Annotated in this window: 22 protein-coding genes and 1 pseudogene; 2 read left to right on the forward strand and 21 right to left on the reverse strand. The window is 62.6% G+C overall.

Going from position 1 to position 23,639, the window contains the following annotated elements; translation table 11 throughout:
• Positions 1-59 precede the first annotated feature (59 nt).
• The 8 genes from NKI50_RS09655 to NKI50_RS09690 all read right to left on the reverse strand — a co-directional run bounded on the left by NKI50_RS09655 (position 60) and on the right by NKI50_RS09690 (position 4,095).
• Entirely contained in the window at positions 60-824 is a 765-nt protein-coding gene (locus tag NKI50_RS09655) for a lytic transglycosylase domain-containing protein (RefSeq protein WP_352494350.1), read from the reverse strand.
• A 286-nt stretch (positions 825-1,110) separates the two neighbouring features.
• A complete protein-coding gene (locus NKI50_RS09660; RefSeq protein WP_352494349.1) occupies positions 1,111-1,437 on the reverse strand; it encodes a DUF736 domain-containing protein in 327 nt (108 codons plus the stop codon).
• Between the two features lie 45 nt (positions 1,438-1,482).
• Entirely contained in the window at positions 1,483-2,043 is a 561-nt protein-coding gene (locus NKI50_RS09665; RefSeq protein WP_352716339.1) for a S26 family signal peptidase, read from the reverse strand.
• On the reverse strand, positions 2,040-2,471 hold the full coding sequence (locus NKI50_RS09670; RefSeq protein ID WP_023717047.1) for a replication initiator protein A: 432 nt from the start codon (positions 2,469-2,471) through the stop codon (positions 2,040-2,042). The genes NKI50_RS09665 and NKI50_RS09670 overlap by 4 nt, the downstream gene beginning before the upstream one ends.
• A gap of 16 nt (positions 2,472-2,487) precedes the next feature.
• The gene (locus NKI50_RS09675; protein ID WP_023717048.1) at positions 2,488-2,778 is read right to left on the reverse strand and encodes a helix-turn-helix transcriptional regulator; all 291 of its coding nucleotides are present in this window, start codon (positions 2,776-2,778) and stop codon (positions 2,488-2,490) included.
• 114 nt (positions 2,779-2,892) lie between these two features.
• On the reverse strand, positions 2,893-3,417 hold the full coding sequence (locus NKI50_RS09680; protein WP_352483885.1) for a DUF2285 domain-containing protein: 525 nt from the start codon (positions 3,415-3,417) through the stop codon (positions 2,893-2,895).
• Positions 3,418-3,463: 46 nt separating this feature from the next.
• Positions 3,464-3,649, reverse strand: a complete 186-nt coding sequence (locus NKI50_RS09685; RefSeq protein ID WP_352483886.1) for a transcriptional regulator domain-containing protein — start codon at positions 3,647-3,649, stop codon at positions 3,464-3,466.
• Positions 3,650-3,816: 167 nt separating this feature from the next.
• Positions 3,817-4,095: a DNA -binding domain-containing protein gene (locus NKI50_RS09690; RefSeq protein ID WP_023717050.1), complete on the reverse strand. Its 279-nt coding sequence runs from the start codon at positions 4,093-4,095 to the stop codon at positions 3,817-3,819.
• Between the two features lie 126 nt (positions 4,096-4,221).
• Here NKI50_RS09690 and NKI50_RS09695 point away from each other — a divergent pair, with 126 nt between their 5' ends.
• Entirely contained in the window at positions 4,222-4,437 is a 216-nt protein-coding gene (locus tag NKI50_RS09695) for a helix-turn-helix domain-containing protein (protein ID WP_023717051.1), read from the forward strand.
• A 194-nt stretch (positions 4,438-4,631) separates the two neighbouring features.
• On the opposite strand, the gene NKI50_RS09700 is transcribed toward NKI50_RS09695, so the two are convergent.
• The 6 genes from NKI50_RS09700 to NKI50_RS09725 all read right to left on the reverse strand — a co-directional run bounded on the left by NKI50_RS09700 (position 4,632) and on the right by NKI50_RS09725 (position 16,060).
• Entirely contained in the window at positions 4,632-4,961 is a 330-nt protein-coding gene (locus tag NKI50_RS09700; RefSeq protein WP_352716341.1) for a DUF736 domain-containing protein, read from the reverse strand.
• Positions 4,962-5,746: 785 nt separating this feature from the next.
• Entirely contained in the window at positions 5,747-6,682 is a 936-nt protein-coding gene (locus NKI50_RS09705) for a DUF2493 domain-containing protein (protein ID WP_352716343.1), read from the reverse strand.
• A gap of 312 nt (positions 6,683-6,994) precedes the next feature.
• Positions 6,995-8,041: a DUF7146 domain-containing protein gene (locus NKI50_RS09710; RefSeq protein ID WP_023717056.1), complete on the reverse strand. Its 1,047-nt coding sequence runs from the start codon at positions 8,039-8,041 to the stop codon at positions 6,995-6,997.
• The gene (locus NKI50_RS09715) at positions 8,041-12,399 is read right to left on the reverse strand and encodes a strawberry notch-like NTP hydrolase domain-containing protein (RefSeq protein WP_352716345.1); all 4,359 of its coding nucleotides are present in this window, start codon (positions 12,397-12,399) and stop codon (positions 8,041-8,043) included. The genes NKI50_RS09710 and NKI50_RS09715 overlap by 1 nt, the downstream gene beginning before the upstream one ends.
• Positions 12,400-12,761: 362 nt before the next feature.
• Complete coding sequence (locus NKI50_RS09720; protein WP_352716347.1) at positions 12,762-14,882, reverse strand: ParB/RepB/Spo0J family partition protein; 2,121 nt, start codon at positions 14,880-14,882, stop codon at positions 12,762-12,764.
• 236 nt (positions 14,883-15,118) lie between these two features.
• Positions 15,119-16,060: an ArdC family protein gene (locus NKI50_RS09725; protein ID WP_023717060.1), complete on the reverse strand. Its 942-nt coding sequence runs from the start codon at positions 16,058-16,060 to the stop codon at positions 15,119-15,121.
• Positions 16,061-16,776: 716 nt separating this feature from the next.
• Here NKI50_RS09725 and NKI50_RS09730 point away from each other — a divergent pair.
• Complete coding sequence (locus NKI50_RS09730) at positions 16,777-18,054, forward strand: tyrosine-type recombinase/integrase (protein WP_352515843.1); 1,278 nt, start codon at positions 16,777-16,779, stop codon at positions 18,052-18,054.
• Positions 18,055-18,282: 228 nt separating this feature from the next.
• Here the strand turns inward: NKI50_RS09730 and NKI50_RS09735 are convergent.
• The 7 genes and pseudogenes from NKI50_RS09735 to thiC form a co-directional block, all read right to left on the reverse strand.
• Positions 18,283-18,426: pseudogene (locus tag NKI50_RS09735) on the reverse strand (ribosome small subunit-dependent GTPase A); the annotation flags it as partial.
• Positions 18,422-19,183: a hydroxymethylpyrimidine/phosphomethylpyrimidine kinase gene (locus NKI50_RS09740; RefSeq protein WP_352716418.1), complete on the reverse strand. Its 762-nt coding sequence runs from the start codon at positions 19,181-19,183 to the stop codon at positions 18,422-18,424. The gene NKI50_RS09740 and the pseudogene NKI50_RS09735, both read right to left, overlap by 5 nt.
• The gene (locus NKI50_RS09745; RefSeq protein ID WP_023717063.1) at positions 19,174-19,779 is read right to left on the reverse strand and encodes a thiamine phosphate synthase; all 606 of its coding nucleotides are present in this window, start codon (positions 19,777-19,779) and stop codon (positions 19,174-19,176) included. Before NKI50_RS09745 ends, NKI50_RS09740 begins: the two co-directional genes overlap by 10 nt.
• Positions 19,776-20,549, reverse strand: a complete 774-nt coding sequence (locus NKI50_RS09750) for a thiazole synthase (protein ID WP_352494344.1) — start codon at positions 20,547-20,549, stop codon at positions 19,776-19,778. Before NKI50_RS09750 ends, NKI50_RS09745 begins: the two co-directional genes overlap by 4 nt.
• A 3-nt stretch (positions 20,550-20,552) precedes the next feature.
• Positions 20,553-20,750, reverse strand: a complete 198-nt coding sequence (gene thiS, locus NKI50_RS09755) for a sulfur carrier protein ThiS (RefSeq protein ID WP_023717065.1) — start codon at positions 20,748-20,750, stop codon at positions 20,553-20,555.
• Positions 20,719-21,720, reverse strand: coding sequence for a glycine oxidase ThiO (gene thiO / locus NKI50_RS09760; RefSeq protein ID WP_023717066.1), 1,002 nt, complete (start codon positions 21,718-21,720; stop codon positions 20,719-20,721). The genes thiS and thiO overlap by 32 nt, the downstream gene beginning before the upstream one ends.
• Positions 21,717-23,552: a phosphomethylpyrimidine synthase ThiC gene (gene thiC, locus NKI50_RS09765; protein WP_352716349.1), complete on the reverse strand. Its 1,836-nt coding sequence runs from the start codon at positions 23,550-23,552 to the stop codon at positions 21,717-21,719. The genes thiO and thiC overlap by 4 nt, the downstream gene beginning before the upstream one ends.
• Between the last annotated feature and the right edge of the window lie 87 nt (positions 23,553-23,639).

The raw sequence follows: 23,639 nt of genomic DNA on the forward strand, positions 1-23,639 counted from the left end.
TTCCGCCGCAATTTCCGCGACGGAACAGGCCGGAATGGAATTGAGGAGGAACGTGGCGATCATCGCGATATGACTAAAGAGGGCTGAGCGAATAGGCCGGAAACAGCGTGGTTCGATTGGAAATCGGTTTCACCCGGCCGTGGCTCGATCGCAGTCAGGTCCGCAACAGGATGGCCCATTGGCGACCGCATCGCGGACGAATGAATCGCCGCAAAGATCGTCTCGGCATAACCATTGCCATCCGATGCAGCGGCGTTCCGAATGTCATGGGGATGCGCAAAGATCGTTGCACGGAGTGAGCTGGCTCTGCCCCTTCTTTGCCGCGCGCGCCGCGGACTGAGAACTGCACCATCGAGCAGCGGCGCGAGTTTCCTGACGTAGTCGACCGTCTCGCGTGGCAGCGGCCGGCCGGTTGAGAGATGTTCCCTGTACCGACCAGGACCGGCATTGTAAGCGGCAAGAAAGCCGCTGCGCCCGAAGCTGTCGAGCATTTCGCGAAGATATGCTGCACCTGCAAGAATGTTGTCACGCGGTTGATAGGGATCGTCACCGAGACGGTATTTGATGCGCAGTTCTTCCCAGGTCGCCGGCATGATCTGCATCAAGCCCATTGCGCCCTTGCTTGAAAGCGCACGAACATCGCCGACGCTCTCAACATGCATGACGCCGCGCAGCAACCGCTCTGGAATGGCGAAGCGTTTTGACGCTTCCCGGATATGCCGCGACCACGGGCCTGCCGACAAGATCGTCGACTCGGAGTGCGCCGGCCGTTCACCAGCAGAGGAAGCCGCTGCAACAGTTTCGGGCGCCACGAAGCCGAGCATGACACATGCGGCAAACGTCGTCATGCCTCTGTGGGCTGCATCCCGCAGACCGCAGAACCGATGCGCCGCCAGCCTGCGACGGTGTTCGCTTCCGTTAAGGGCAGGGGCTCGCCGATCGAACCGGCTTTGCCAAAACTGTGATGAAATCTGCGTCCGGAGCCACAAGCAAGTGTCCGGCCCTCTGTGGGCTGCCTCGCGGGCGGTCGGGTCGAAGGGTTTAACCGGCGCCCAATGGATCAAAAGGATTGGCGAGAAAGATTCGTCGAAGGGCTCCAGAAGCATTTGTTCAGCCTCGCCCGTCGCGCTTCGATGATCGGTTCCAGTGCATGCTCCAGACGCTGTTCTCTGCATCGGACCGGAACAGCTTGGCGCGGATCGGCTGCGTAAAGGACGGGTCGTCAATTGAGACGGAGAGGTAATCCCCAGCCTTGTCTCCGGCGCGGTCCCAAGCCGCACCGACCGCCGTCCCTTCGCAATAGATCAGATGGTCGGGCGCGTTTTCGGTTTTGGATTTCTCGGCAGGCAGAATGGCAATCTTCGCCTCGATCGTTAGCGTGGAGAGATTGCCGAAGAAGCCGTCATCGTTGCGCGTGAATATTCCGATCTGAGTCATTGCAGTGCTCCTTTCATGGGTGTTAGTGCACGTCGAACCGAGCCGTCACGGCTCGCTAGCAAGGGGATCGTTGGTGAATTCCAGCACCGGAGTGGTGGGCTCCGTGGTCCAGACGGGAAGCGCGCGGCCAACGATTGATGAGAGCGGGAGCGGGCCGAAATAGCGGCTGTCAAAACTGTCGGCTGCACCCGGGTTCATAAGGAAGACGTCCGCCTCGGCAATGTCGCGGCAGCCCTGCCAGATGGGCAGGGGTCGACCGCGACCGTCACGCTCGCGCGCATGTCCATACGTCTTGCCGTTGACGATGATCGTTGTGCCTTGGCGACAGACGGTTGCGCCCCCCAGTGCCAAAATACGCTTCAGGAGCGGCACATTTTTCGGCAGATACCCGCGTCTTACCATGAAGGCCGCCAATGGCTCGGGCGGCATGATGACGGCGATATTGGCAATACCGATTTTGTCGGCCGGCTGGACGCGGTAGAGCCCGACGGGGATGCTCGCCGATGCGTTCCAGATGGACAGCGGCGGATGGCTAATCCATGCCGGCGCCGCGGCGAGCACTACGCCGCCAACCATCGTGGCGATGATCTTTGTGCGCTTGCTCATGACTCGATCCCGGGGCGCAGCAGGCAAGTTTTACGACGCTTGGCCGTGTATGGACTCGGCTGCTCGCGTGCGGCTATCCGGCTGTGGACATGCCGCCGTTTACGCAGCGACATGAAGATCAGGGTTTGCTGCTGTTTCGCCGCTACCAGGCGGCGCGGTTGCAATCTCCTGGCTTGCGCGTGGATGGTTTGCGACGCAGCCCAGACCAGGATGGCAGCGTTCCAAATCGTTGCCATGCCGTGCACACTTGCCGCCTCAACGCAGGTCGATTCTTCGCCCGCATGAGAGTGGATCGGTGTCAGGCGGCCGGATTTCACCATCAAGACGAGCTGCCAGGCCACAACGTCCCGCGTGCCGGGTGGAGGGAAGCCGGATGAGGGGACATGAGGCAGCGCAAATTGCTGCTGAACGGTCTCGCGATACGGCATTTCGGTGCGCCACAGATCAGGAGCTGCGGTCGCGCCTGCCGACATAGGCGGGCGCGCGGGCTGCATGGGGTTTTGCCGGCGGAACATAGGTCGCGTTGGCATCGCTGGTGGAGGTGCGTGCGCCCAGGTCTATCCAGGCGTGCAGGTCGTTGATGTCGTAGAGAACGCGCCCGCCGACCTTTCGGTATTTTGGGCCGGTGCCGTAGGTCCGGTGCTTTTCGAGTGTGCGGGCGCAGAGCCCGACGATGGGTGCTGCCTCCTTCGTGCGCAAATACTTTTGGGGCGCGTCCGCGGGACCCTTCGACATCGCTCGATCTCCATTCGGTTCTGCTGTCGTCCTGGCCTGCCGGGACGCGCGAAGTGGACCATGATCGAAATGAGGAAAGGCGAGGGAGGGCAAAGATGGGGGGGTGCGTTTTTGCTACCCCGAAGAAGGACTTCGGCGGCCGGACCTTTCGCTGCGGTTGTGGGGGTAGAAGAGAAGATCGCGATAGCCGCCGGCGACAAAAAAAGCTGCACGGCGTAAGATAGCTCGGACCTTGTGGCGGAGATGATGATCACGCCAATCTCGCGGCACAATCGGCTCTTGCGAAAACAGCACCTCCGCGAGCTGACGATAGGTTGCACCCGTGCGTTGACCATCATGTGCGCGTAAATTGAGGATATGCCTGGTCTTGGTCTGTTGCGGCAGCGCGCCGTAAGATGGACTGGCTGCCCGGCCGTTCAGTGCGCGCCAGAACCGGCGCGCTGCATCGAGCCGCGTCTCGAATGCAGCGTCGAGCGGCAGAAGGATAGCGTTGAATTCACCGGCGCGGTCGTCAGCGACGAGATGACTTTTCCCAATTAAGGTAGACCAAATAATGTGAAGGCCTTCGTCCTGCGGCCAAACGCTGGCTCCGCCAAGGCTGGAAGGTTGAACTGTCTGGTGGGATGCAGGTACCCGCATGACCCGGAGCACGCGCGGCGAGGCCTGTTCCGTCCAGATGATATTGTCAGCTTTCGGAAGTCCGGCAGCGGCAGTTTTGAAATCGCGCGCCCCAACGGGCGGCGAGATCGGGCTGACCGGCAGGTTCTCCAGAACCAGCGGATTGCGATGCAAGCTGGCTGCACTCTGCCACGAATTCGTCATTCCGGATCAGATACTCGGCAGCGAACTCCGTAGCCTGGTAGCTGCACATATGTGCATACGCCGCCGGATCGGTCCAATCGCCTTGCACTGCTCCTGTCCTCTCCGCGTACCCGGATGTGAGGCGTCGGCGTCAACATTCAGGGGGATAAGGAAGTTGGATAGTTGGAGAATCGGCAAACCATTATGCCGATTCAGCAAGGTGGAGCGCCGGTCGCGTCAGTGCGGAGCGCCGCCAGCGAGAAGATATCGGTAGCCGCTGGTCGTCATCCATCGCGCGCGAGCAAGATGGGTCTCCCAGGACCGGAACGCTCGTTCCGGCTCCTGCTCCGGGTCTATATGCAAGACGATCCTGGCCACCTCCTGCCAATCGGCATCTTCCGCTGCCGCATCAAGCAGGCGAATGTAGGTGAGCAGACGCTCCTCGTCATAGCCGGTCAGGACCGGGGCATCCGGCGCAATGTCGGCGACATCAGGATCGAGCAGCGGTTTAAGCATGGTATTTGACCGTTCATATTTCGATCGCGATCTCGAAGGAGCCGTCCTTTAGATCGAGCACCAATCATAGCGAATAGGAACGATCATTCCTAGAACGATAGTTCCCTTTCTGGTCCCTAATCCGTCATGAATCTCAAGGAGATCATGGCGGCCAACATGCGTCGTCTGCGCCATGACCAGAACGTGACGCAGGAGGAACTGGCCGCCCGCTCTGGACTGAGCATGCGTTACGTGGGATCGATCGAGCGCGCTCGGGTCTCGGCCAGCATCAGTGTTCTTGGGAGGATCGCCACTGCGCTGAATGTGGAGCCTTGCGAGTTGATCAGAAAATCGGCACCGTGAGTTGACGCGGGAAGCACCGCGAATTTTCGATGATCGGCGAGGCAACATGCAAGAATGAAGTCGCCAGTCGCGAACACGACCGGTAGTCGCCCCACAGTCCGACGGAGCTCGTTGCGCAGCGACTGCGCTCAACTTGTCGGATGAAAGGAGATCGGCCCCGCCCTGTTCGTCCGGGCGGAGCCTTGGTCGGGCCCTTACTCGGCGTTGCGGCGCCCGTTGGGGCGGGACCAGATGAGGCTGAAGCCTTCGCCTTCCTCATCGTTGAAGAGGTTGGCGTAGATCGGAGCAGTGAAGCTCGGATCGTCCAGCTTCATGCTGAGATAGTCGCGGCCGTCATTGGAGCGCTTGGACCATGCGGCGCCGATCTCGACCTGCCCGACGAAGACACGGTGGCTGGGGGCGCTGTCGCCAGAGCGGTTGGTCTCGGGCACGACCCGGACGTTCTTGGTCTGGAGCGAGAGGGTCACGATTTCGCCGGTGAACTCGTTGTTGCCGGCCCTCTTGAAGGTTCCGATTATCGCCATGAGTTTTCTCCTTGAACTCTGTTTCGAGCCCGCACCGTTGCGGCCTCGATGGCGATCGGCGGGCCGGGGGCGATCGACGCCGCATCGCTTGCGACCGCAGCGCCAGCGGAGGATGGCAGCCAGGCGACTTTGTTGTTTGGCGAGGAATGACGGCGTAGCCGGCAGGGGAAGAAAGTCGATCGGCGCCATTGCGGCTTAGGCGATCGAGGCGCAGCCGACCTTCGGCCAGATCAGCCCATTAAAGAGGCCGTTTGGAGCGGCCCACCAGATAGAGACATCAACGGAGAACCTGGCGATACCGTCGCTGGCGAAATCCCGGCTACGACGATCAGCGGCGTCGATGCTCCTCTGTACAGGCATCGCGAGTCGCAAGCTGTTGTCAGCACCGCGCTTAAGACACGGCTCAAGTCACGGCTGACGTGCATCGCCGGATATCCGCGATCTTTGGAACGAGACGGCACGCCGTGGTGGATTCGAGCTGTGCGTCGCGCCATGCCGTGTCAGCGACAACGCTAACAATGCGACGGCCGGTCAGAAACAAGCATCCTGCCCACGCCGGTTGTTCGGTGAGTTCGCCCAGATCCAGCCCCTGTTCGGTTGAACAGGCGTCGTTATTCGCAGCTGTGATGCCAGCTGCGACGCAGCTGAAACGTTGACGGCAAGCGTGACGGCGTCGCGCGCCTTTGCTAGGGCGCGGACTTGAGTATCGCATAAGACGGGCGGCGCCGCGCTGCCCCATCGCGGCCGTATCGTACAATCGAAAAAAGGGTAGGGGCGGGCAGCGCTTACGCGCCGCCTCCCTTGGGGCGGAAGTCGAGGACTGGGATGCCGAGCTTTTTTGCCTTGTCAGCAAGATTGTCCTGAATTCCGGTCCCGGGAAAGACGATGACGCCTATCGGCAGCAACTCCAGCATTGCGTCATTGCGCTTGAACGGGGCGGCTTTGGCATGCTTTGTCCAATCAGGGGCAAAGCCGATTTGGGGTACCTTGCGATGGTCTGCCCAACAGGAGGCGATCTTTTCGCCACCCTTCGGCGATTTCCCGTGCATCAAGACCATGTCTGGATGCCGGGCGTGGACCTGGTCGAGCTTGGCCCAGATCAGCTGGTGGTCATTGAAGTCGAGCCCAGCGGTGAAGGCGATTTTCGGGCCAGGTGGCAGAAGGACTTCCTGCGAGGCGCGTTTCTTGGCGCTGAGAAAGTCGCGGCTGTCGATCAGCGCAGAGGTCAGGTTGCGGTGGTTGACCATCGATCCGCTGCGCGGTCGCCAACTTGATCCGGTGTGGCGCTCGTAGTGCTCCGCGGCCTGATCACGCATCAGTTCGAAGGCGCATTGGCGTTCGATCAGCGTCTGCCCTTCGGCTGTCAGGTGTTCCAGCTCGACGGATTTCACTTCGCTGCCGTCTTGCTCACGCTGGCTGCGGCGTTGCGCCTGCTCGTTGTGGTCGAGTTCGCGCTCGATTCGATCTGCGGCGCGGTGAAAGATGTTGACGGTCGACCACAGAAGATCGTCGAGATCGGGCTCGAGGCGACTGTCTTGCAGTGCCACGATGAGGGCGTCGAAGATGTCAGCGATCGCGACGGCGACGCAGTGCCCCTCTGGAAGCGGTCGAGGATCAGGCTCATCTGCGAAGGGTCGGTAGCCATAGAGCTGGAGTTCGGTGAGGACTTGGTCGATGGGTGAAGACGAGTGCTGTGGTTCGTAGTCGTCATGCTCGCTCATTAGATGCTCCGCCGGTTGGACCGCGACCTCGCGGCCTTCATGGCGACGGAAGCCGGCGGACGGGACGGACCTGCACCCGCAGCGAAGCGAAGGGCCGGAGTGTCAGCGGAGGAGGGGGAAGGCCGGCTATTTTGCTTCGCGATGGAAAGCGCTCCCTTGGGAGCGCGCCGGAAAATAGTCGGCCGAAGACATTGCGGGTCCGGGTCGTTTGCTGGCCGATCGCCCTCTCGAAGGCCCGCAGGCGCGGTTCTCTCCGACTTCGGGGGGCATTCGAGCGATGCAAGCGACAGCGGACAGGTTGTTCGTTTCGAATTATCCCGCCACTGCCATGAAACGGGCGATGTCCTGCGGGGCGAGCTGGACACGCGCGCGTGCTCGAAGATCATCCACGCCAAGCGTACAGAGATCTTCGTTGAAGTCTCCAAGTGCCGGCGAGAGCACGATCGCCTCAATCCCGGCAGCATTCGCTCTTTTGATCAAGGTGTCACGCGCGCTGTCGCCGGCTGGATCGGCATCGCGCACGATGTAGAGCCGTCTCAGCGTGAGGGGGAACAGCATGGCAGCGAGATGGGCTGCCGAGAGTGCCGCTGCCATAGCCATATCGGGCAGGATGCACCGAAGCGACAAGACGGTCTCGATGCCTTCGCCGCCCGCCATGACGTCGCCCGGCAGGCCAAAGCGAACCGCGTGACCGAGAAGATCGCCCATCGCGCGCTTCGGCGTACCGACCGGTGCCTTGCCCCTGCCGGAAGGATCAAGCCAGGTGCGATGTGCGCCAGTCAAATGGCCGTCGAGATCGGTGACGGAAGCGATCATCGCCGGCCAGGTCTCAGTCGGCGCATGTTCGTGGGGCCGGTAGTAGCAGCGCGGGTGAAAACGCAGGCTTTCGGTCCCGTGCAAAGCGGCAATGCTGCGGTTGCGCAGATACGCCTCTACGACCGTACCCGCAATCGGCTGCGACATCGCAAACAGCCGACGCGCTGCTTCCGATGATCCGGATGGCGTGTCTACCGATTTCGGCCGGGGAGAAATCTGCTCTGGTTCGGGATGCGGCAAGCCGAGAAACGTCATTGCTTCATTCGCAACGTCCTTGAAGTTGCTGAAGCCGCGGCTTTCGCGAATGACGTCTAGAAGGTCGCCATGCTCGCCAGTCGCCGCATCGGCCCACTTGCCGGCGGCTCCTTTTCCGTTCGCTGACCCGACGAGCCGCACGAACATTGAGCGGCCCGGCGTGTTTTGCACATCGCCGACAAGCCAGTAGCGGCCCTCGCGATGCCCGTTCGAAAGATAGTAGCGACAAACCGCCTCAGCGTGCCGGCCGAGGCGGTGCGCCAGTTCTGACGCATCGTGGCGGGCCATCACGCATCCTCCCGCGTGTCGATGCGCTGGACTGGATAACCCTTCAGCAACTTGCCCAGAATTGCGGGTCCAGATGCGTCGGCGGGCACGAACATGCGCAGCTTCCAGGAGATGATCTCTCGGAAGAGGCCGTAAGCCGAAAGACGGTCACGCATTGTGTCGTTGAAGCCCGTCAGCTCGATTCGGCTGACGCCCATGAGGCGGCTGCGCCGAAGCTGCAGACCATCGACGAGGTCGAGGATCGTTCGACCGCCCAGAAGCGCAACGAAAGCATCACTGGCTGTGATCGAAGGCGAGCTTGTTGCCAGTGCGCCCGCGATCCATGCTGGCGGGACCTGACGACCGATGATGCGCTCGCCATCGTCAGTCTGGAGCCGGTACACACGTGAGAATTCCCTGGGCAGACGCTTCCAGATCGGCAGCAGCATGCCGGCAACGACATGGATAGTGCTGTCCGTGAATTCGGGCACGTCAGCCGTCTCGGCACTCCAGGCGTCAGCGAATGCAGCCTGCTCAGCCTCAACCCAGTGGCTCTCCGCCATCATCTTCAATGAGGCCTGATGGTGCTCCATCGGCCGGATCAGCCGGACTCGCCATTCGATCTCGCCGTTGTCGAGCATCAGCGCTGGCGCTGGCACCTGTACGGCGGCGCGGCCGGATCGGTTGTTGACCAGGAGCTTCGCGCGGGGATCGTGAAGCTGAGCAAGGGCATCGGCAAGTGAAACGGGTCGGTTGCGCTTGCGCTGGGCGATGGTCAGCAGTCGCGTTTCCGCACCGGTGGCGGCATGGACATGGATGACGCGTCGCTCGGTGACGACGAAGCTCTCCGCACGCAGTGTTTCCAAGCCGATGTCGTAGGCACCGGAGGCGATGGCGCCCTCGATTTTCGCATTCAGCAATTGCTCGAAGGCCGTAAACAGGGCGGTTTGAAGCGGGATGGTAAGCGCCAGCAGCCGATTGAGGAAGGTCGTGATCGGCGGCAGCTCGTCCTTGATGCCGGTGGAATCCGTCAGTGTTAGGCCGGTCGCTTCCTCGAACATCTGGAGTGAGCAGCCGTCCACCTTGCCGCGAACCAGCAGCAGGTAAAGCTGCCGCAGCGCGTCGCGGGCATAGTGCGACTCCAGATTGTCCTCAGGGCGAAATAGGCCCTGGCCGCCGGTCTGGCGCTGGCCGCGCGTAATGGCGCCCAATGTGTCGAGGCGCCGGGCTATCGTCGAGAGAAAGCGCTTCTCAGCCTTCACATCGGTCGCAACCGGCCGGAACAGCGGCGGCTGCGCCTGGTTCGTGCGGTTGGTGCGCCCCAAGCCCTGGATGGCGGCATCGGCCCTCCAGCCCGGCTCGAGCAGATAGTGAACTCGAAGGCGGCGGTTCTTCGCAGTGAGATCAGCGTGATAGCTGCGGCCAGTGCCACCGGCGTCGGAAAACACCAATATGCGCTTGCAGTCATCCATGAATGCCTGTGCCTCGGCGAGATTGGCCGATCCGGCGCGGTTTTCGACGACAAGGCGATCGATGCCTCGAGTGCTGGTCTTGCGCACGATGCGGCGCGACCGGCCTGTCACTTCCGCTACGAGGTCGGTGCCGAAGCGCTGTACGATCTGATCGAGTGCCCCCGGGACGGGGGCGAGTGAAGCGAGTTGCTCGATGAGGTGATCGCGGCGGGCGACCGCTTCGCGGCTCTCGACGGGCTGGCCGTCACGATAGACCGGACGTGACGACAAATTGCCTTCGCTGTCGGTGAACGGCTCGTAGAGTTGCACGGGGAAGGAATGCTGCAGATACGAGAGGACATATTCGCGCGGCGTGATGTCGACGCGAACGTCGTTCCATTCCTCGGTTGGAATTTCCGCGAGGCGCCGTTCCATCAGCGCCTCGCCGGTCGAGACGATCTGGATGACGGCGGCATGGCCTTGATGGAGATCGCGCTCGATCGAGCGTATCAGGGTCGGCGTCTTCATGCCGGTGAGCAAATGGCCGAAAAAGCGCTGTTTCGTGCTCTCGAAAGCCGAACGTGCAGCCGACTTTGCCTGACGGTTCAGTGTCCCGGTCTCGCCTGTGACGTTGGCGGCCCGCATCGCGGCGTCGAGATTGTTATGAATGACGCTAAACGCTCCGGCATAGGCGTCGTAGATGCGGGTCTGCTCGGAGGTAAGCTGGTGCTCGACCAGCTCGTATTCGACACCATCGTACGAGAGCGATCGGGCCGTATAGAGACCGATTGCGCGGAGGTCTCGGGCCAGCACTTCCATGGCGGCAACGCCGCCAGCCTCGATCGTCTCGACAAATTCGGCCCTGGTCGCAAAGGGCAAATCGTCGCCACCCCACAGGCCCAAACGCTGCGCGTAGGCGAGGTTGTGGACGGTGGTTGCTCCCGTCGCCGAGACATAGACGACGCGGGCGTTCGGCAGGGCGTTTTGGAGGCGGAGCCCGGCGCGTCCCTGCTGTGAGGCGGCGACGTCGCCGCGTTCTCCCTTCCCGCCTGCCGCGTTCTGCATAGCGTGGCTCTCGTCGAAAATGATCACTCCGTCGAAGTCGGTGCCCAACCATTCGACGATCTGCCGCACGCGCGAGATCTTCTCACCGCGTTCGTCGGAGCGCAGCGTGGCGTAGGTGGTGAATAGGACCCCTTGATCGAGGCGGATGGCCTTGCCCCGCGGGAACCGCAACAGCGGCGTGACCAGCAGGCGCTCCATGCCGAGAGCAGACCAGTCGCGCTGGGCGTCTTCGATCAGCTTGTCGGATTTGGAGATCCACATCGCCTTGCGGCGGCCCTGCATCCAACTGTCCAGGATGATGCCTGCTGACTGGCGGCCCTTGCCGGCGCCCGTCCCGTCGCCGAGCATGAAGCCCCGGCGGAATCGCACGGCGTGCGCGGCATCGTCGCGCGCGGCAGAGACAAGGTCGGAGGTGTCGTCCACCGTCCAGGAACCGGTGAGGAACTCCGAATGGGCCTCGCCGGCATAGATGACTGTTTCTAGCTGCGCGTCGGACAAGAGGCCGTCGCTGACAACCTTGGCAGGAAGAATCGGCCGGTAGCTCGGCTTCGGCGGGGCAACGGATGCCATTGCCGCCGATTGGACCAGCTTGGTCGGATGCGGATGGGCGCCCGGAATGCGGATCGCCTGCAACCCGTACTCCTCATAGATGCCATCGGTGATGCGCCTACTTTCGGCAGGCGTCCAGTCCAATGTCTCGTAAGCAAGCGCGGTGCCTTCCGGCTCGGCAAGGCTGCGCACCGGAGTGGGACCGGCGGATCTGGCGAGATAGCCGCGCACGCCGCGCGCGGTGGGCCCCGTCGCCTTGACGGCGGGCACGAAAGCCGAAGCGCTGACCGGCAGTCGCGCGGGAACATGCTTGTCAATCCAGGCGATCAGTGTGGCGACATCGGGCGCCATGCCGGCCGATGCTGGAAGGGTGCCTCGTTTGTCGGCCGGCAGTTTGTCGATGACGGTCAGCCGGGTCTCGACGGTGGTGCCATGCCTGGCGTAGACGGCGCCGTCGATCGCGGCGGTGAACACGACGCGACCGCGCTCCTGGAGCCTGACGAAGGACTCGCGCCAGATGGGCAGCTCTGGGGAAAAATTTGCGCCAGTGATTGCGACAAGCCGCCCGCCCTCGGCGAGCCGGGCCAGCGCAGAGGCGACGTGACGATAGGCAGCGTCGGACACGCGGCCGCTGACGTTAGCAAGCACCGAGAACGGCGGGTTCATCAGCACGACGCTTGGTGCAATGCCGGGATCGAGATAATCATCGATCTGCGCTGCGTTGAAGCGAGTGACGGGGATGGCCGGAAAGAGCAATGAGAGAAGCCCGGCGCGGGCCTCGGCCAGTTCGTTGAGCAGCAACGTGCTGCCGCTGATCTCGGCCAGAATAGCAAGTAACCCGGTGCCGGCGGAGGGCTCAAGCACGCGGTCGGCAGGGGTGATTGCCGCGGCAGTAACGGCCGCCAGACCGAGCGGAATGGGGGTGCTGAACTGCTGAAGCGCTTCGGTCTCTTCGGAGCGGCGCGTGTGAGTTGGGAACAGGCCGGCGATCTTGCCCAGCATCGGAAGTGCGGCGGCCGCAGAACCGGCTTTGCGGAAAAGCGACTTTCCGTATTTGCGCAGGAACAGCACCGTCGCGACTTCGCAAGCGTCATAGGCTGATTTCCAGTCCCATGCGCCGGACGCATCGGAGGCACCGAAGGCAGCTTCCATGGCCGAGCGAAGGCTCGAGACGTCGACGCGCTGACCGCGTTCGAGATGGGGCAGAAGAAACTGCGCCGCGCTGTGGATGGCGGCAGCTGGTTCGACAGCCGGGGATGAGACAAGCGGAAGCGGCACTGCCGGAGCGGCAGTCTTCGAAGAAACATCAAACATGGAGAAAACCTCGAGGAGAGCGGAACGGGAATGAACCGGGCGGCCCTCTCTCTCGACCAATCCGGCTCAAATCCGCCCTGGCCGGCCTCTCCCCTCTGGACTGCGGTCCTGCCGATAACGATCCTTCTTCGATCCAGGCGCTGCGCCGCTACCCGCCGTCAGCCCAACGACGACAGCGGCAACGCGGTTGGCAGCCCGGGGCGATATCTTGGCACGCAGTGGGGACGGCGGGGCAGCAGCCGCCGAGCGAGAAGGACGCGGCTGAAGCGGCCAATTAGCTTTGCCCGTGTCTGAGAAAGTGAGCGTCCGGCAGCGGTAGGAAAGGGCGCGGAGCGGGCCGAACCCGCTCCGCGCGAGGCGATCTATTCAGCGGCCATGTGCGGTTCGCTGTCTTCAATCTGCGCATCGTCGTCTGAGAGGAATTCGGGCAGCTCTTCCCCATAGCCGTCGGTGCCGGCGCCGTTATCAGCGCCAGCGCTGCCGTCGAGGTCGACCAGGCGCAGCGGCTCGGGCAGCCAGCCACTATCGGTCAGCAAGCGCTCGGCTTTCTTCGCCATATCTCCCTTTTTCAGATGCTCGATTAGCTGCGCGGCCTGTTCGCCCTTCGCCTCTCGCACCGCCTCGAGAATGCGGGACTTGGTGATGCGGCCGAGATAGTTTTCGACTGTCGGTGTCCAGCCGGCGTCAACCATATCGAGACCGACCGCGCGTGCCAGTCGATCAGCTTGCGCGATCCGCTGCCGAACGCCGTGTGCCGAGACAGCGCCGCCATAGCGGTCGCCTTTCTCGTGGAGCGCGTTCACGCCGTAGCTGACGCAATGGGCGAGCAACGCCGCGCGGCTGGTCTCATCAAGTGAGGCGATCCAGTCCCAAAGTGCATCGTCCTCGGTCGGCAGGTCCGATTTCCAGCCCTCATGGCGTTCGGCCACCGATTTCGCCGAGGGGCTGTCCTTCAGGTCACCTGCCTGCAGAGGGAAGAAGACGTGACGGATCGAGGCCTCCAGGCACCCGTTCGTGGTGCGGTGCTGGAACGTGTCAGTGACCAGCTTGTGCAAGAGCGCTGTCATGGCGACGTGAGGGTTGCCGGCAACCGCATCGCGCAACGCCAGTGTCCGGTGTGCGGTCAACTCTGTCATCAGTCGGTCCGGCAGGGGCTTGACCGCATCGTCCTCGTCTTCCTCGCACTCGACAGCCTGGCCGCCAATGGTGACAACGGCACGGTGCACCGACGAGCTGTCGGCAGCTCCGGACCTGCCGTCCCTTTTCGATTCATTCGCGCCGTCAAATGACATCAGCGGCACGTCCTCAGGCCGGAGAAAGCCGCGGTCGACCGAGAGTGAGCCGTCAGTGTCGATGCTGACGAACGCGCCGGCGACGGCGATGTCGGCCGGATCGAATTGCCTTGGGCGCTTGTCGAAATTGGCGAGCGCGGTCTCGATTTCACCGAGTCGCTGATCGACGTCTTCGGGCAGCTCGTCAGCACCCTCATATTCGGTTTCAAGCTTGGCATGCTCGGCGTTGAGGGCATCGATGGTAGCCTGCTCCTCGGCAGAGAGATCGAGCGGATCACTCTGCAGATGATACAGCCCACGCGTTGCGTCGTAGGGGAAGCTGATGGCGACCTCGACCCACTTCCAACCCTCGGCTGCAACTTCCTGGGCAACCGCCTTGAGCTTCTCTGTGACCAGGCGGTCCAGCAGCGCTGCATCCTGCAGCCAGCCGCCGTCATCCGACTGGAACAGGTCGTGCATGACGATACCACCCGCGGCCTCATAGGCGTCGGTCCCCACGAAGACGGCGCGCTTGTCGGAGGCGCGCACCGTCGTTTCGGTCAGCATGCGCCGGATTTGATAGGGCTCTTTCGACCAGGCATCCCTGATTGCCTCCCAGATCTGCTCCTGGCGAGCGCGGTCTTCAGAGACCGTGAAAGCCATGAGTTGCTCCAGCGTCATCCCGTCATCGGCATACACATCGAGCAGCACTGGGGAGACAGAAGCCAGCCTAAGCCGTTGCTTAACAACGTTGACCGGCACGAAGAAGGCTGCGGCAATCTCCTCCTCGCTCATGCCTTTTTGGCGCATGTCCTGGAAGGCGCGAAACTGATCGAGCGGGTGCAGCGGCGCTCGCTCAATGTTCTCGGCGAGCGACACCTCCTCGGCAACGATCGCGCTGTGACGGGCGCGCACGACACAGGGCACGAGGGCGGTCTTGGCGAGGCGCTTTTGCTTCACCAGCAGCTCAAGCGCGCGGAAGCGCCGGCCTCCGGCAGGCACCTCAAACATGCCAGTCTCGTTACCGTCGCTGTCGACGACGGGCAAGACGCTGAGGCTCTGGATCAAGCCGCGGCGGGCGATCGAGGCCGCAAGATCCTCGATCGAGATGCCGACCTTGACGCGCCGGACATTGGACTGGGAGAGCACCAGCTTGTTGAACGGAATGTCGCGCGAGGACGACAGGGTGATCTTCTGAACGGCAGTAGCCATCGGGATGTACTCCGCGACGGGCGGCCGAGAGCCTCTCTCTCGACCTCCAAACCCGTCATGAGAATTCCGTCACTCCTCGCCCTCTGATGTGCTCGCAGCCACGCGACACTTGTCGCGGAGCAGCAGGTCGGTCCTGGCGCTCTGCAACGACTTCGCCGCAGCGGGGTCCGGCATCGAGGCAGACTTCGGTCATGAACGCATCCGCAGGAAGACGCCGAACTGGAAGCGGGCGGCCATTACGCTGCCTCCCGCCGATCGTCGTCAGCGGCCACTTTGTCCGGCAAAAAACCCAAGAGATAATCCGCAGCCCTGCTTGCCAGAGAGGCGGCGCGAACGATCGCACGGTTATCCTCGCGCAGCACCTCCAGCCACGAGCCGATATAGTCGGCGTGACGCACGGTCGGCGTGATGCCCAGCGAGGCGCAACAGAAAGCCGCACATATCTCGGCAACCAGCTCTTCGAAGGCATACTTCTTGGTGCCGAAGGAACCAGACAAATCCCGGTTGAGGCGTGAGGCATGACCGGTGGCGTGCCCGAGTTCATGCAGGGCGGTCCGGTGCCAATTGATCGGCTCGAAGTAGGCTTGGGGTGGCGGGACCCGCACATAATCGTGGGCCGGAGCGTAGAAGGCGCGGCTGCCACCAACCCGGAAATCGATCCCCGTCTGCTTGATCAGCCTCTCGACCTTCGGCTCGATCAGGCCGGGTAGGGGCGGGTGCGTGGCCATCGCAACATCGTCGGGCAGCCCGTCGCACTGCGCGGCGTTGAACACCGTGAAGCGTTTGAGGAATGGGATCGATCGGGCTTGCTCGCCGGTTTCGCGGGTACGCTTTTTCTCGTCGTCGGGCACGAACCGATGGGCGTAGACGACTGTCGTTCCATGCTCACCCTTGCGGACGCTACCGCCAAGCGCGAGCGCCTGGCGGAAGGTCAGCCAGCTCTGTCCTGAAAAGCCCTGCTCGATCACCGAACCCCAGAGGATCAGGACATTGATTCCAGAGTATTGCCGGTCGGTGGCGGCGTTCTTCGGCATGGCGAGCGGCGCCTTCGCAGCTGCCATTCCCCATGGCTGAACCCAGGGCAGCCGACCGGCCTCCAGCTCGCCGATGATCTTGCTGGTGATGTCCTCATATACGCTGGCCCGCGTCGGGGCAGCTTGGTGCCGATGCTTGGTCATTGCGAGTCTCCGCGCCGGGCGCCGGGAGCCTCTCTCCCAGCCTTCAACCCGTCAGTGCGCCAAGCGCGGCCCTCCAACTTTATGAACTCAAATGAAGATTTCGGTTGCCGACCAACTCCGAGGTGGAAGACACCATTCGAAACCGCAGCGTGAGGCGATCAGCAGAACCCACTAAGCCGGGCGCACGGGAGTAGGCCCAAGCGACCCGGCAGTGAGTCCATGAAAACGGAAGCCGCACAGACAGCCGAAGCCAGTCAGGAGCGGTTCCACCGGCCACGGAAGTGGGGAGCCAGCCGAAAGGCTCGTGGAGTGCGCGTCAGCGCAACCGTTCCGATTAGCAGGTCAAAGGAGCATCTTTGCCGCAGGCGCTCCAGTCGGCGCTTTTCGCAGCCGTATATTCAGAGAAAAGATCGTGCGGCAGGGCATCCGGAATGGCGAGACAGAAAAGTGTGCTCAATGCGAACCGCGATCCGTCTGTTTCCGAGCGAAACTATCGGACCATAGAGATTGGCTGAGGGCTCCGTTTTGAAAATCCCCGACCAATTCGACGAGACCACGCCCCTGCGCGTCGCGATTGCAGCACGAATTGCCTTTCCCGATGGCTCGATGTGCGCAGCAGGCCTACGCAAGGAACGTGACGCCGGCGGACTTGAAACCGAGCTAATCGCAGGAAAGGAGTACGTCACCTTGCTGGCGATCACCAGAATGAGGGAACTATGCCGCGGGCGTCGAAAGGGCCACGCCTCGTCTGGCGCGGCGAAAGCTGGAAAAAGGACGGAACACTCCGAAACAAAGCTGGATGGTTTATCCGCGATCGAACAACGTTCATCAGCGCTGGCAGCGGCGAAAAGGGCCATCCAGGACCTGAAGCTGAAAAGGCGCTCGCGGTCTACATCGCCAGCAAGTACCACCGAGCGCGCGGTGCCGAAGATGTCTTGATAGCCGATGTCGTCAGCGTCTACCTGAGAGAGGTTGCACCGAAGCATGCCGCGCCGGAAGAGACGGCGGCTCGGCTGGACAACATCCTCGATTTCTTCGGTGAAAAGACCCTCGCCGCTATTAACGGCAAACTCTGCCGCGACTACGCCGCGTCCTGTCCCACAGAAGCCGTTGCGCGCCGCCAACTCGAGGATTTTCGTGCAGCCATCAACTACTATCGCAGGGAAGGTTACACGACTGCCGCACCGACGATTGTCCTGCCCGACAAGGCTGGTGCACGCGAGCGCTGGTTGACGCGCAGTGAAGCGGCCGCTCTCATCTGGGCAGCTTGGCGTATGAAGCAGAAATGGAAGGGCCAGGAGAGCGGCCGGCGTACCGGACGACACCTCGCCCGCTTCATGCTTGTCGCGCTTTATACAGGAACACGCTCTGCCGCAGTCTGCGGCGCCGCCGTCCGTCCAACCAAAGGGCGTGGTTATGTGGACCTTGACCGCGGCATCTTTTACCGCCGTGCCGATGGCGCAAAGAAGACCAAAAAACGCCAGCCGCCCGTGCGCCTGCCGGACCGGCTATTGGCTCACCTCCGCCGCTGGGCGTGCACGGATCTCGATATCAGAACCAAGGCGCGCGGCAAAAGCGCAAATATCGGCCGAAAAATATCGCAAGATTTTGTCGTGGAATGGAATGGAAAGCCGGTGGTGTCGGTAAAGAAGAGCTTCAGGAGAGCTCGCGAGGCAGCCGGCCTCGGTCCCGACGTCACTTCGCACACGCTTCGCCACACCGCTGCGACCTGGCTGATGCGGGCCGGCGCCGACATGTGGCAGGCGGCGGGCTTTCTGGGCATCACCGTGGATGTCCTGATCGATACTTATGGCCACCATCATCCCGACTTCCAGGCAGACGCCGCCGAGAAGATCGCCAAGAAGCAGGTCGCCGCCGAGGCGACGAAATCGGTCTCAGGACAGATGACAATGAAACATGAACTCGGCAGGGGGGGCCCTATGTTTCCCACCCAAAGCTCGAAAGGAAACGCGATCATTGCGAAGCAAGCGTGACGATCGGGCCCAAAAAGCTGCGGCTTTGCTGGTAGCGCACATCGTTCGGGACGATGGGGTCGCAGGTTCACGCTGCCACCCGCACCACTTTCTCTAATTTGGGTTGGGCGGTCACGCCGTTCGAATCCACTCCGACTCCCCGGACTGAACGAAACTGCGAACTACGAGCTGCCGATCCCCTCGAAACAAGAGGACCAGCTCTCCTCCTTCATGAATGATCGCTGCGACCGCGGCCGAATTGCTTCCACGAGGTCCGGTTCGAACCGCCGTGTTGTTGCGATTTTCGTCTAAGAGTTTGCGCCAGCGAGCAAGACGCTCAGGATCCAGCATACTAGCGGCCAAAGCTGCTTGTACCGCATAGCCGGGTTCATTCTGCTCCATTCCTCTGAAACGTGGCGAAGACAACCCGCTTGCTTTCGCGCACGCAGTCTTCAAGCGGCTTCGCCTTCGCCAGATGCGCCGCAATCGCGCTGGCCAGTATGCAACCTGTTCCGCGCATTGATGTGGCAAGGCGCGGTGTATCGACGTGGATGGGTTCATGATCGGAGCGTAATAAAATATCGGTCGATCGGAGTCCCGAGGCATGCCCACCCTTGATCAGCAGGGCCTGAGGGCCGGCGGCCAACAGTCTTTGTCCTTGTCGGAGCGCATCGTCCTCATCCACTGCCAGTTCGGGGCCAATAAGGTGCGCCAGTTCGGGAAGGTTGGGCGTGACAAGGCAGCAAAGCGGCATCAGATCGCGCTTCATGACAGCGATAGCGGCTGCCTGTAAGAGCGCCCGGCCTGAGGTGGAGGCCAGCACTGGATCGAGTACTGCCGGCACCTGTCGATTTTCGCGCAGTACGGCGGCAACCGCAGCGATGGTCTCGGCTGTTCCGAGCATGCCGATCTTGATTGCCGCCACTTCGTTGGCCTGCAGCGCGGCGCGCATCTGATCAGCCACCAGGCTTGGTGGCGAATGAAGGATTTCCAGTACGGCGTCGTGCGTTTGCACTGTGAGCGCGGTGACAGCGAGGCAGGTGCGCACGCCAATGGAAGAGATCGTCTCGATATCGCGTGCAATTCCAGCCCCACCGCTGGAGTCTGATCCGCCGACCACGAGCACATGCGGTTCTCGCCTCAGCGCCATGGCTTTGTCTTTTCGATCCATTCTCGCGTGCGCGCTTCGGGATCGGCATTCAAGGTGATGTCGGTGACCACCGCGGCGCTGTCCGCACCAGCCTCGAAGACACCGTCGAGCCGGTCGGGGTTGAGGCCGCCGATGGAGACCAATGGGATCGGCGCCACCCGATGCTTCCACTCGCTGATCCGCTCGAGCCCTTGCGGCGCCCATTTCATCTGCTTCAGGACGGTGGGATAGATGGGGCCGAGCGCGATATAGTCGGGCTCGGCAGCGATGGCCGTTTCCAGTTCGAGATGATCGTGCGTGCTGAGCCCAAGCTTCAATCCGGGGTACTTAATCGCCAGCAGGTCGGCCGCAGCCAAATCCTCTTGGCCGAGATGGACGAAGTCGCAGCCTTCCTCAATGGCGAGCCGCCAATGGTCGTTGACGATCAGTTGGCAACCATGGACCGCGCAGACGCCGTTCGCGCGGCGGATTTCCGTCCGCAACGTGGCCTCGTCCCTATCCTTGATGCGCAACTGAACCAGCTTGACGCCAAGCGGCACCAGCCGTTCGATCCAGGCGGCGCTGTCGACGATCAGGTAGAAGGGGTCGAGCTTCATGAAAAAACTGCCCTGCCAATTGTCGGCGTCGACGGCACGGCGACGTCCTGCGGTTCGAGCATTCCCGAGTTGAAAGCTTCACGACCGGCCTCGACCGCCTTGCCGAACGCACGCGCCATGCCGACCGGATCGGCCGCCTTGGCGACTGCGGTGTTCAGGAGTACGGCGTCAAAGCCGAGCTCCATGACGGTTGCCGCGTGCGACGGCCGTCCGAGCCCCGCATCCACGATCAGCGGAACGCCTGGGAAATGTGCGCGCATCGAGCGCAGCGCCGGAATGTTGATCGGCCCGAGGGCGGAACCGATCGGTGCACACCACGGCATCAGAACCTGGCAGCCCGCCTCCAGCAGTCGCTCGGCGACGACAAGATCGTCGGTGGTATAGGGGAATACATCAAAACCGTCCTCGCACAGGATGCGGGCGGCCTCGACCAGCCCGAACACGTCCGGCTGCAGCGTGTCGTGGTTGCCGATCACTTCGAGCTTGATCCAGTTGGTGCCGAAAACTTCGCGCGCCATCTTCGCGGTCGTGACCGCTTCCTTGACGGAGTGGCAGCCGGCAGTGTTGGGCAGGATTCTGACGCCGAGCGAGCGGATCAACGACCAGAATTGTTCGCCGGCCCTGCCGCCTGCCATCTCACGGCGTAACGAGACGGTTACCGCCGAAGCGCCCGACGCCTTGACGGCCTCGGCAAGGATGGCCGGCGATGGATATTGAGCGGTGCCGAGAAGCAGGCGGGAGGCAAGCGACGTTCCGAGAAGATCGAACATGGCCTAGCCTCCCTGCATCGGTGAGAGGATTTCGATCCGGTCGCCGTCGCTCAACCGGAATTCCGCCCGGTTGGCTTTGTGCACGAGTTCGCTGTTGACGGCCGTTGCCAGCCAATCGCCTTCATAGTCGAGCGCCGCAAGCAGCTCGGCCAGCGTGGTGGCTGCAACCTCATGCACTTTGCCGTTGACCGTCAGTTTCATGAGCAAGCTCCTTCGTTCCGTCTTGATGGAAGACCAGGTCGGCCGCCTGGCGCGCCATGGCAGGGGCGAGAAGAAAGCCATGGCGATAAAGCCCGTTGACTGCGACGGTGCTTCCATGTGCCTCGACACGCGGCAGATTGTCGGGAAAAGCAGGACGGACGCCGACACCGGTTTCAACGATCCCGGCCTCGCCGAATGCCGGATGGAGGGCATAGGCGGCACCCAGAAGCTCCATCATCGAACGCACCGTGGCCGGCTCGGCGGACCCGCTCTCGATCATGGTCGCACCGACCATGAAACACTGGCCGGTGCGCGGCACCACATAGAGCGGAAAGCGCGGATGAAGCAGCCGGACCGGGCGCGACAGCGAGATGTCGGGCGTGCGCAGGATCAGCATTTCGCCGCGAACGCCACGTAGCCGGTCATCGATGGCTGCCATTCCCGTGCAGTCGATCTGATGATCGAAACCAAAAACATGCCAGACCTCGGTGCCGAAGTGAAACTCGACACCCATGGCTGCGAGCTTGTCATGAAGCGCTGCCATCGCCTGACGCGGGTCGAGATGCGCCTCGTCGGAGAAGAGCAATCCGCGCCGGAAGCGGCCGGCGAGGTCGGGCTCCAGGAGCGCAATTTCGTCTTCATCGACACGCCGATGGCCCGAGGTGCGGCTGGCGAAGCGGTCGATCTCGCCCGCATCGCGCGGCGCGGCCACGACCAGCGTTCCGGCCCGCGTCACCTGGCCGGGGGTTGCGGCATCCCACCAGTCGGCGGCACCGCGCCCGAGATCCAGCACCGGCTGCTCGGCGCTTTCGCGCTCGCACCATGGCGCCAACATGCCGCCGGCGAACCACGACGCATTGCCCCCAAGGCCAGGCCTTGTCTCGGCAACGGAAACCGCCGCGCCGCGTGCGGCGAGCTCGAAGGCGGCGGTGAGGCCGGCAACGCCGGCCCCTTTGACCAGCACCTTCATGATGGCTCACGTGGCTGAGGTATGAGCGGTGCGCCGGTCTCGTCCGCCGGCAGGTAGAGATCGCCGCCCTCGCGGTATTTCGCCACCATCGCCGCCATGCCCTCCTTCTGCGCTTCGGTGCGGATGTCGTGGGAAATTCGCATCGAGCAGAATTTCGGCCCGCACATCGAGCAGAAATGCGCCAGCTTGTGCGCCTCCTTGGGCAAGGTCTGATCGTGGAAGGACCGCGCGGTTTCGGGATCGAGCGACAGGTTGAACTGGTCCTTCCAGCGGAATTCGAAGCGCGCGCGGGAAAGGGCATCATCCCTGACTTTCGCCGCCGGATGACCTTTTGCCAGGTCGGCGGCATGGGCGGCTATCTTGTAGGTGATCACGCCGATCTTGACGTCGTTGCGATCGGGAAGGCCGAGATGCTCCTTGGGCGTGACGTAGCAGAGCATGGCGGTGCCGAACCAACCGATCATCGCCGCGCCGATGCCGGAGGTGATGTGGTCGTAGCCCGGCGCGATGTCGGTCGTCAGCGGCCCAAGCGTATAGAACGGCGCCTCGCCGCAGACGGCGAGCTGCTTGTCCATGTTCTCCTTGACCTTGTGCATCGGCACGTGGCCGGGGCCTTCGATCATTACCTGGCAATCCTTCGCCCAGGCGATCTGTGTCAGCTCGCCGAGCGTCTCCAGCTCGGCGAATTGTGCTGCGTCATTGGCGTCGGCGATCGAGCCAGGACGAAGGCCGTCGCCCAGCGAAAAGGACACGTCATAGGCGCGGCAAATGTCGCAGATCTCGGCGAAATGTTCGTAGAGGAAGCTTTCCCGGTGATGATGCAGGCACCATTTGGCCATGATCGAGCCACCGCGCGAGACGATGCCAGTGACCCGGTCAACGGTCAGCGGGATGTAGTGCAGCCGCACGCCCGCATGGATGGTGAAATAGTCGACGCCCTGTTCGGCCTGTTCGATCAGCATGTCGCGGTAGACCTCCCAGGTCAGGTCCTCGGCGATGCCGCCGACCTTTTCGAGCGCCTGATAGAGCGGCACCGTGCCGATCGGAACCGGCGCGTTGCGGACGATCCAGTCGCGGATGTTGTGGATGTTGCGACCGGTCGACAGGTCCATCACCGTGTCTGCGCCCCAGCGGATCGCCCACACCATTTTTTCGACCTCTTCAGCCATCGACGATGTGACGGCGGAGTTGCCGATGTTGGCGTTGATCTTGACCAGGAAATTGCGACCGATGATCATCGGCTCGCTCTCGGGATGGTTGATGTTGGCGGGAATGATTGCGCGTCCGCGCGCCACCTCATCACGCACGAAATCCGGCGTGACGAAATCGGGCAGTGTCGCGCCGAAAGCCTCGCCGTCGCGCTCAAGCTTGCCGTGCAGGATCTCGCGACCAAGGTTCTCGCGGATGGCGGCGAACTCCATTTCGGGTGTGATGATGCCGGCGCGCGCATAGGCAAGCTGCGTCACCGCCTTGCCTGCTTTGGCTCTGAGCGGTTGATGGCGAATGGGAAATTCCGGCGTCAGGCGTTCGCCCGTCGCGAATCCGTTGTCCTCCGGCCGGACATGGCGGCCGTCATAGGCCTCGACATCGCCGCGCGCCGTAATCCATTCGTGGCGAAGCCGTGCAAGGCCATTTTCGATGCTGGTTTCGACAGTCGGGTCTGTATAGGGGCCGGACGGATCGTAGACGGTGACGGGCGGTTCGCCGGCCGTCGGATGGACGGAGATTTCGCGCATCGGCACCCTGATCTGCGGGTGGATGGCACCGGGCTTGTGGATTTTTCGTGAGGCGGGCAGCGGTCCCGTCGAGACGGCGGGGGTGAGGGCATTCATCTTGAGGCTCCTTTGCTCGTTGCATTGGAGACCCAGTTCTGTGCCGGGAGGATGAAAAGACGCTTCTGTCGACCTGCCGAAACAGGA

This window comes from Mesorhizobium sp. M0563 (assembly GCF_040321065.1).
Lineage (GTDB): Bacteria > Pseudomonadota > Alphaproteobacteria > Rhizobiales > Rhizobiaceae > Mesorhizobium.

What these genes read in the sequence shown, in the direction of transcription:
- NKI50_RS09715 (WP_352716345.1), bottom strand. Translation starts at nt 12,399, where the DNA reads ATGTTTGATGTTTCTTCGAAGACTGCCGCTCCGGCAGTGCCGCTTCCG.
- NKI50_RS09725 (WP_023717060.1), bottom strand. Translation starts at nt 16,060, where the DNA reads ATGACCAAGCATCGGCACCAAGCTGCCCCGACGCGGGCCAGCGTATAT.
- NKI50_RS09670 (WP_023717047.1), bottom strand. Translation starts at nt 2,471, where the DNA reads ATGCCGTATCGCGAGACCGTTCAGCAGCAATTTGCGCTGCCTCATGTC.
- NKI50_RS09730 (WP_352515843.1), top strand. Translation starts at nt 16,777, where the DNA reads ATGCCGCGGGCGTCGAAAGGGCCACGCCTCGTCTGGCGCGGCGAAAGC.
- NKI50_RS09685 (WP_352483886.1), bottom strand. Translation starts at nt 3,649, where the DNA reads ATGTGCAGCTACCAGGCTACGGAGTTCGCTGCCGAGTATCTGATCCGG.
- NKI50_RS09655 (WP_352494350.1), bottom strand. Translation starts at nt 824, where the DNA reads ATGCTCGGCTTCGTGGCGCCCGAAACTGTTGCAGCGGCTTCCTCTGCT.
- NKI50_RS09705 (WP_352716343.1), bottom strand. Translation starts at nt 6,682, where the DNA reads ATGAGCGAGCATGACGACTACGAACCACAGCACTCGTCTTCACCCATC.
- NKI50_RS09750 (WP_352494344.1), bottom strand. Translation starts at nt 20,549, where the DNA reads ATGTTCGATCTTCTCGGAACGTCGCTTGCCTCCCGCCTGCTTCTCGGC.
- thiO (WP_023717066.1), bottom strand. Translation starts at nt 21,720, where the DNA reads ATGAAGGTGCTGGTCAAAGGGGCCGGCGTTGCCGGCCTCACCGCCGCC.
- NKI50_RS09680 (WP_352483885.1), bottom strand. Translation starts at nt 3,417, where the DNA reads ATGCGGGTACCTGCATCCCACCAGACAGTTCAACCTTCCAGCCTTGGC.
- NKI50_RS09665 (WP_352716339.1), bottom strand. Translation starts at nt 2,043, where the DNA reads ATGAGCAAGCGCACAAAGATCATCGCCACGATGGTTGGCGGCGTAGTG.
- NKI50_RS09695 (WP_023717051.1), top strand. Translation starts at nt 4,222, where the DNA reads ATGAATCTCAAGGAGATCATGGCGGCCAACATGCGTCGTCTGCGCCAT.
- thiC (WP_352716349.1), bottom strand. Translation starts at nt 23,552, where the DNA reads ATGAATGCCCTCACCCCCGCCGTCTCGACGGGACCGCTGCCCGCCTCA.
- NKI50_RS09710 (WP_023717056.1), bottom strand. Translation starts at nt 8,041, where the DNA reads ATGGCCCGCCACGATGCGTCAGAACTGGCGCACCGCCTCGGCCGGCAC.
- NKI50_RS09740 (WP_352716418.1), bottom strand. Translation starts at nt 19,183, where the DNA reads ATGGCGCTGAGGCGAGAACCGCATGTGCTCGTGGTCGGCGGATCAGAC.
- NKI50_RS09660 (WP_352494349.1), bottom strand. Translation starts at nt 1,437, where the DNA reads ATGACTCAGATCGGAATATTCACGCGCAACGATGACGGCTTCTTCGGC.
- NKI50_RS09690 (WP_023717050.1), bottom strand. Translation starts at nt 4,095, where the DNA reads ATGCTTAAACCGCTGCTCGATCCTGATGTCGCCGACATTGCGCCGGAT.
- NKI50_RS09675 (WP_023717048.1), bottom strand. Translation starts at nt 2,778, where the DNA reads ATGTCGAAGGGTCCCGCGGACGCGCCCCAAAAGTATTTGCGCACGAAG.
- thiS (WP_023717065.1), bottom strand. Translation starts at nt 20,750, where the DNA reads ATGAAACTGACGGTCAACGGCAAAGTGCATGAGGTTGCAGCCACCACG.
- NKI50_RS09720 (WP_352716347.1), bottom strand. Translation starts at nt 14,882, where the DNA reads ATGGCTACTGCCGTTCAGAAGATCACCCTGTCGTCCTCGCGCGACATT.
- NKI50_RS09700 (WP_352716341.1), bottom strand. Translation starts at nt 4,961, where the DNA reads ATGGCGATAATCGGAACCTTCAAGAGGGCCGGCAACAACGAGTTCACC.
- NKI50_RS09745 (WP_023717063.1), bottom strand. Translation starts at nt 19,779, where the DNA reads ATGAAGCTCGACCCCTTCTACCTGATCGTCGACAGCGCCGCCTGGATC.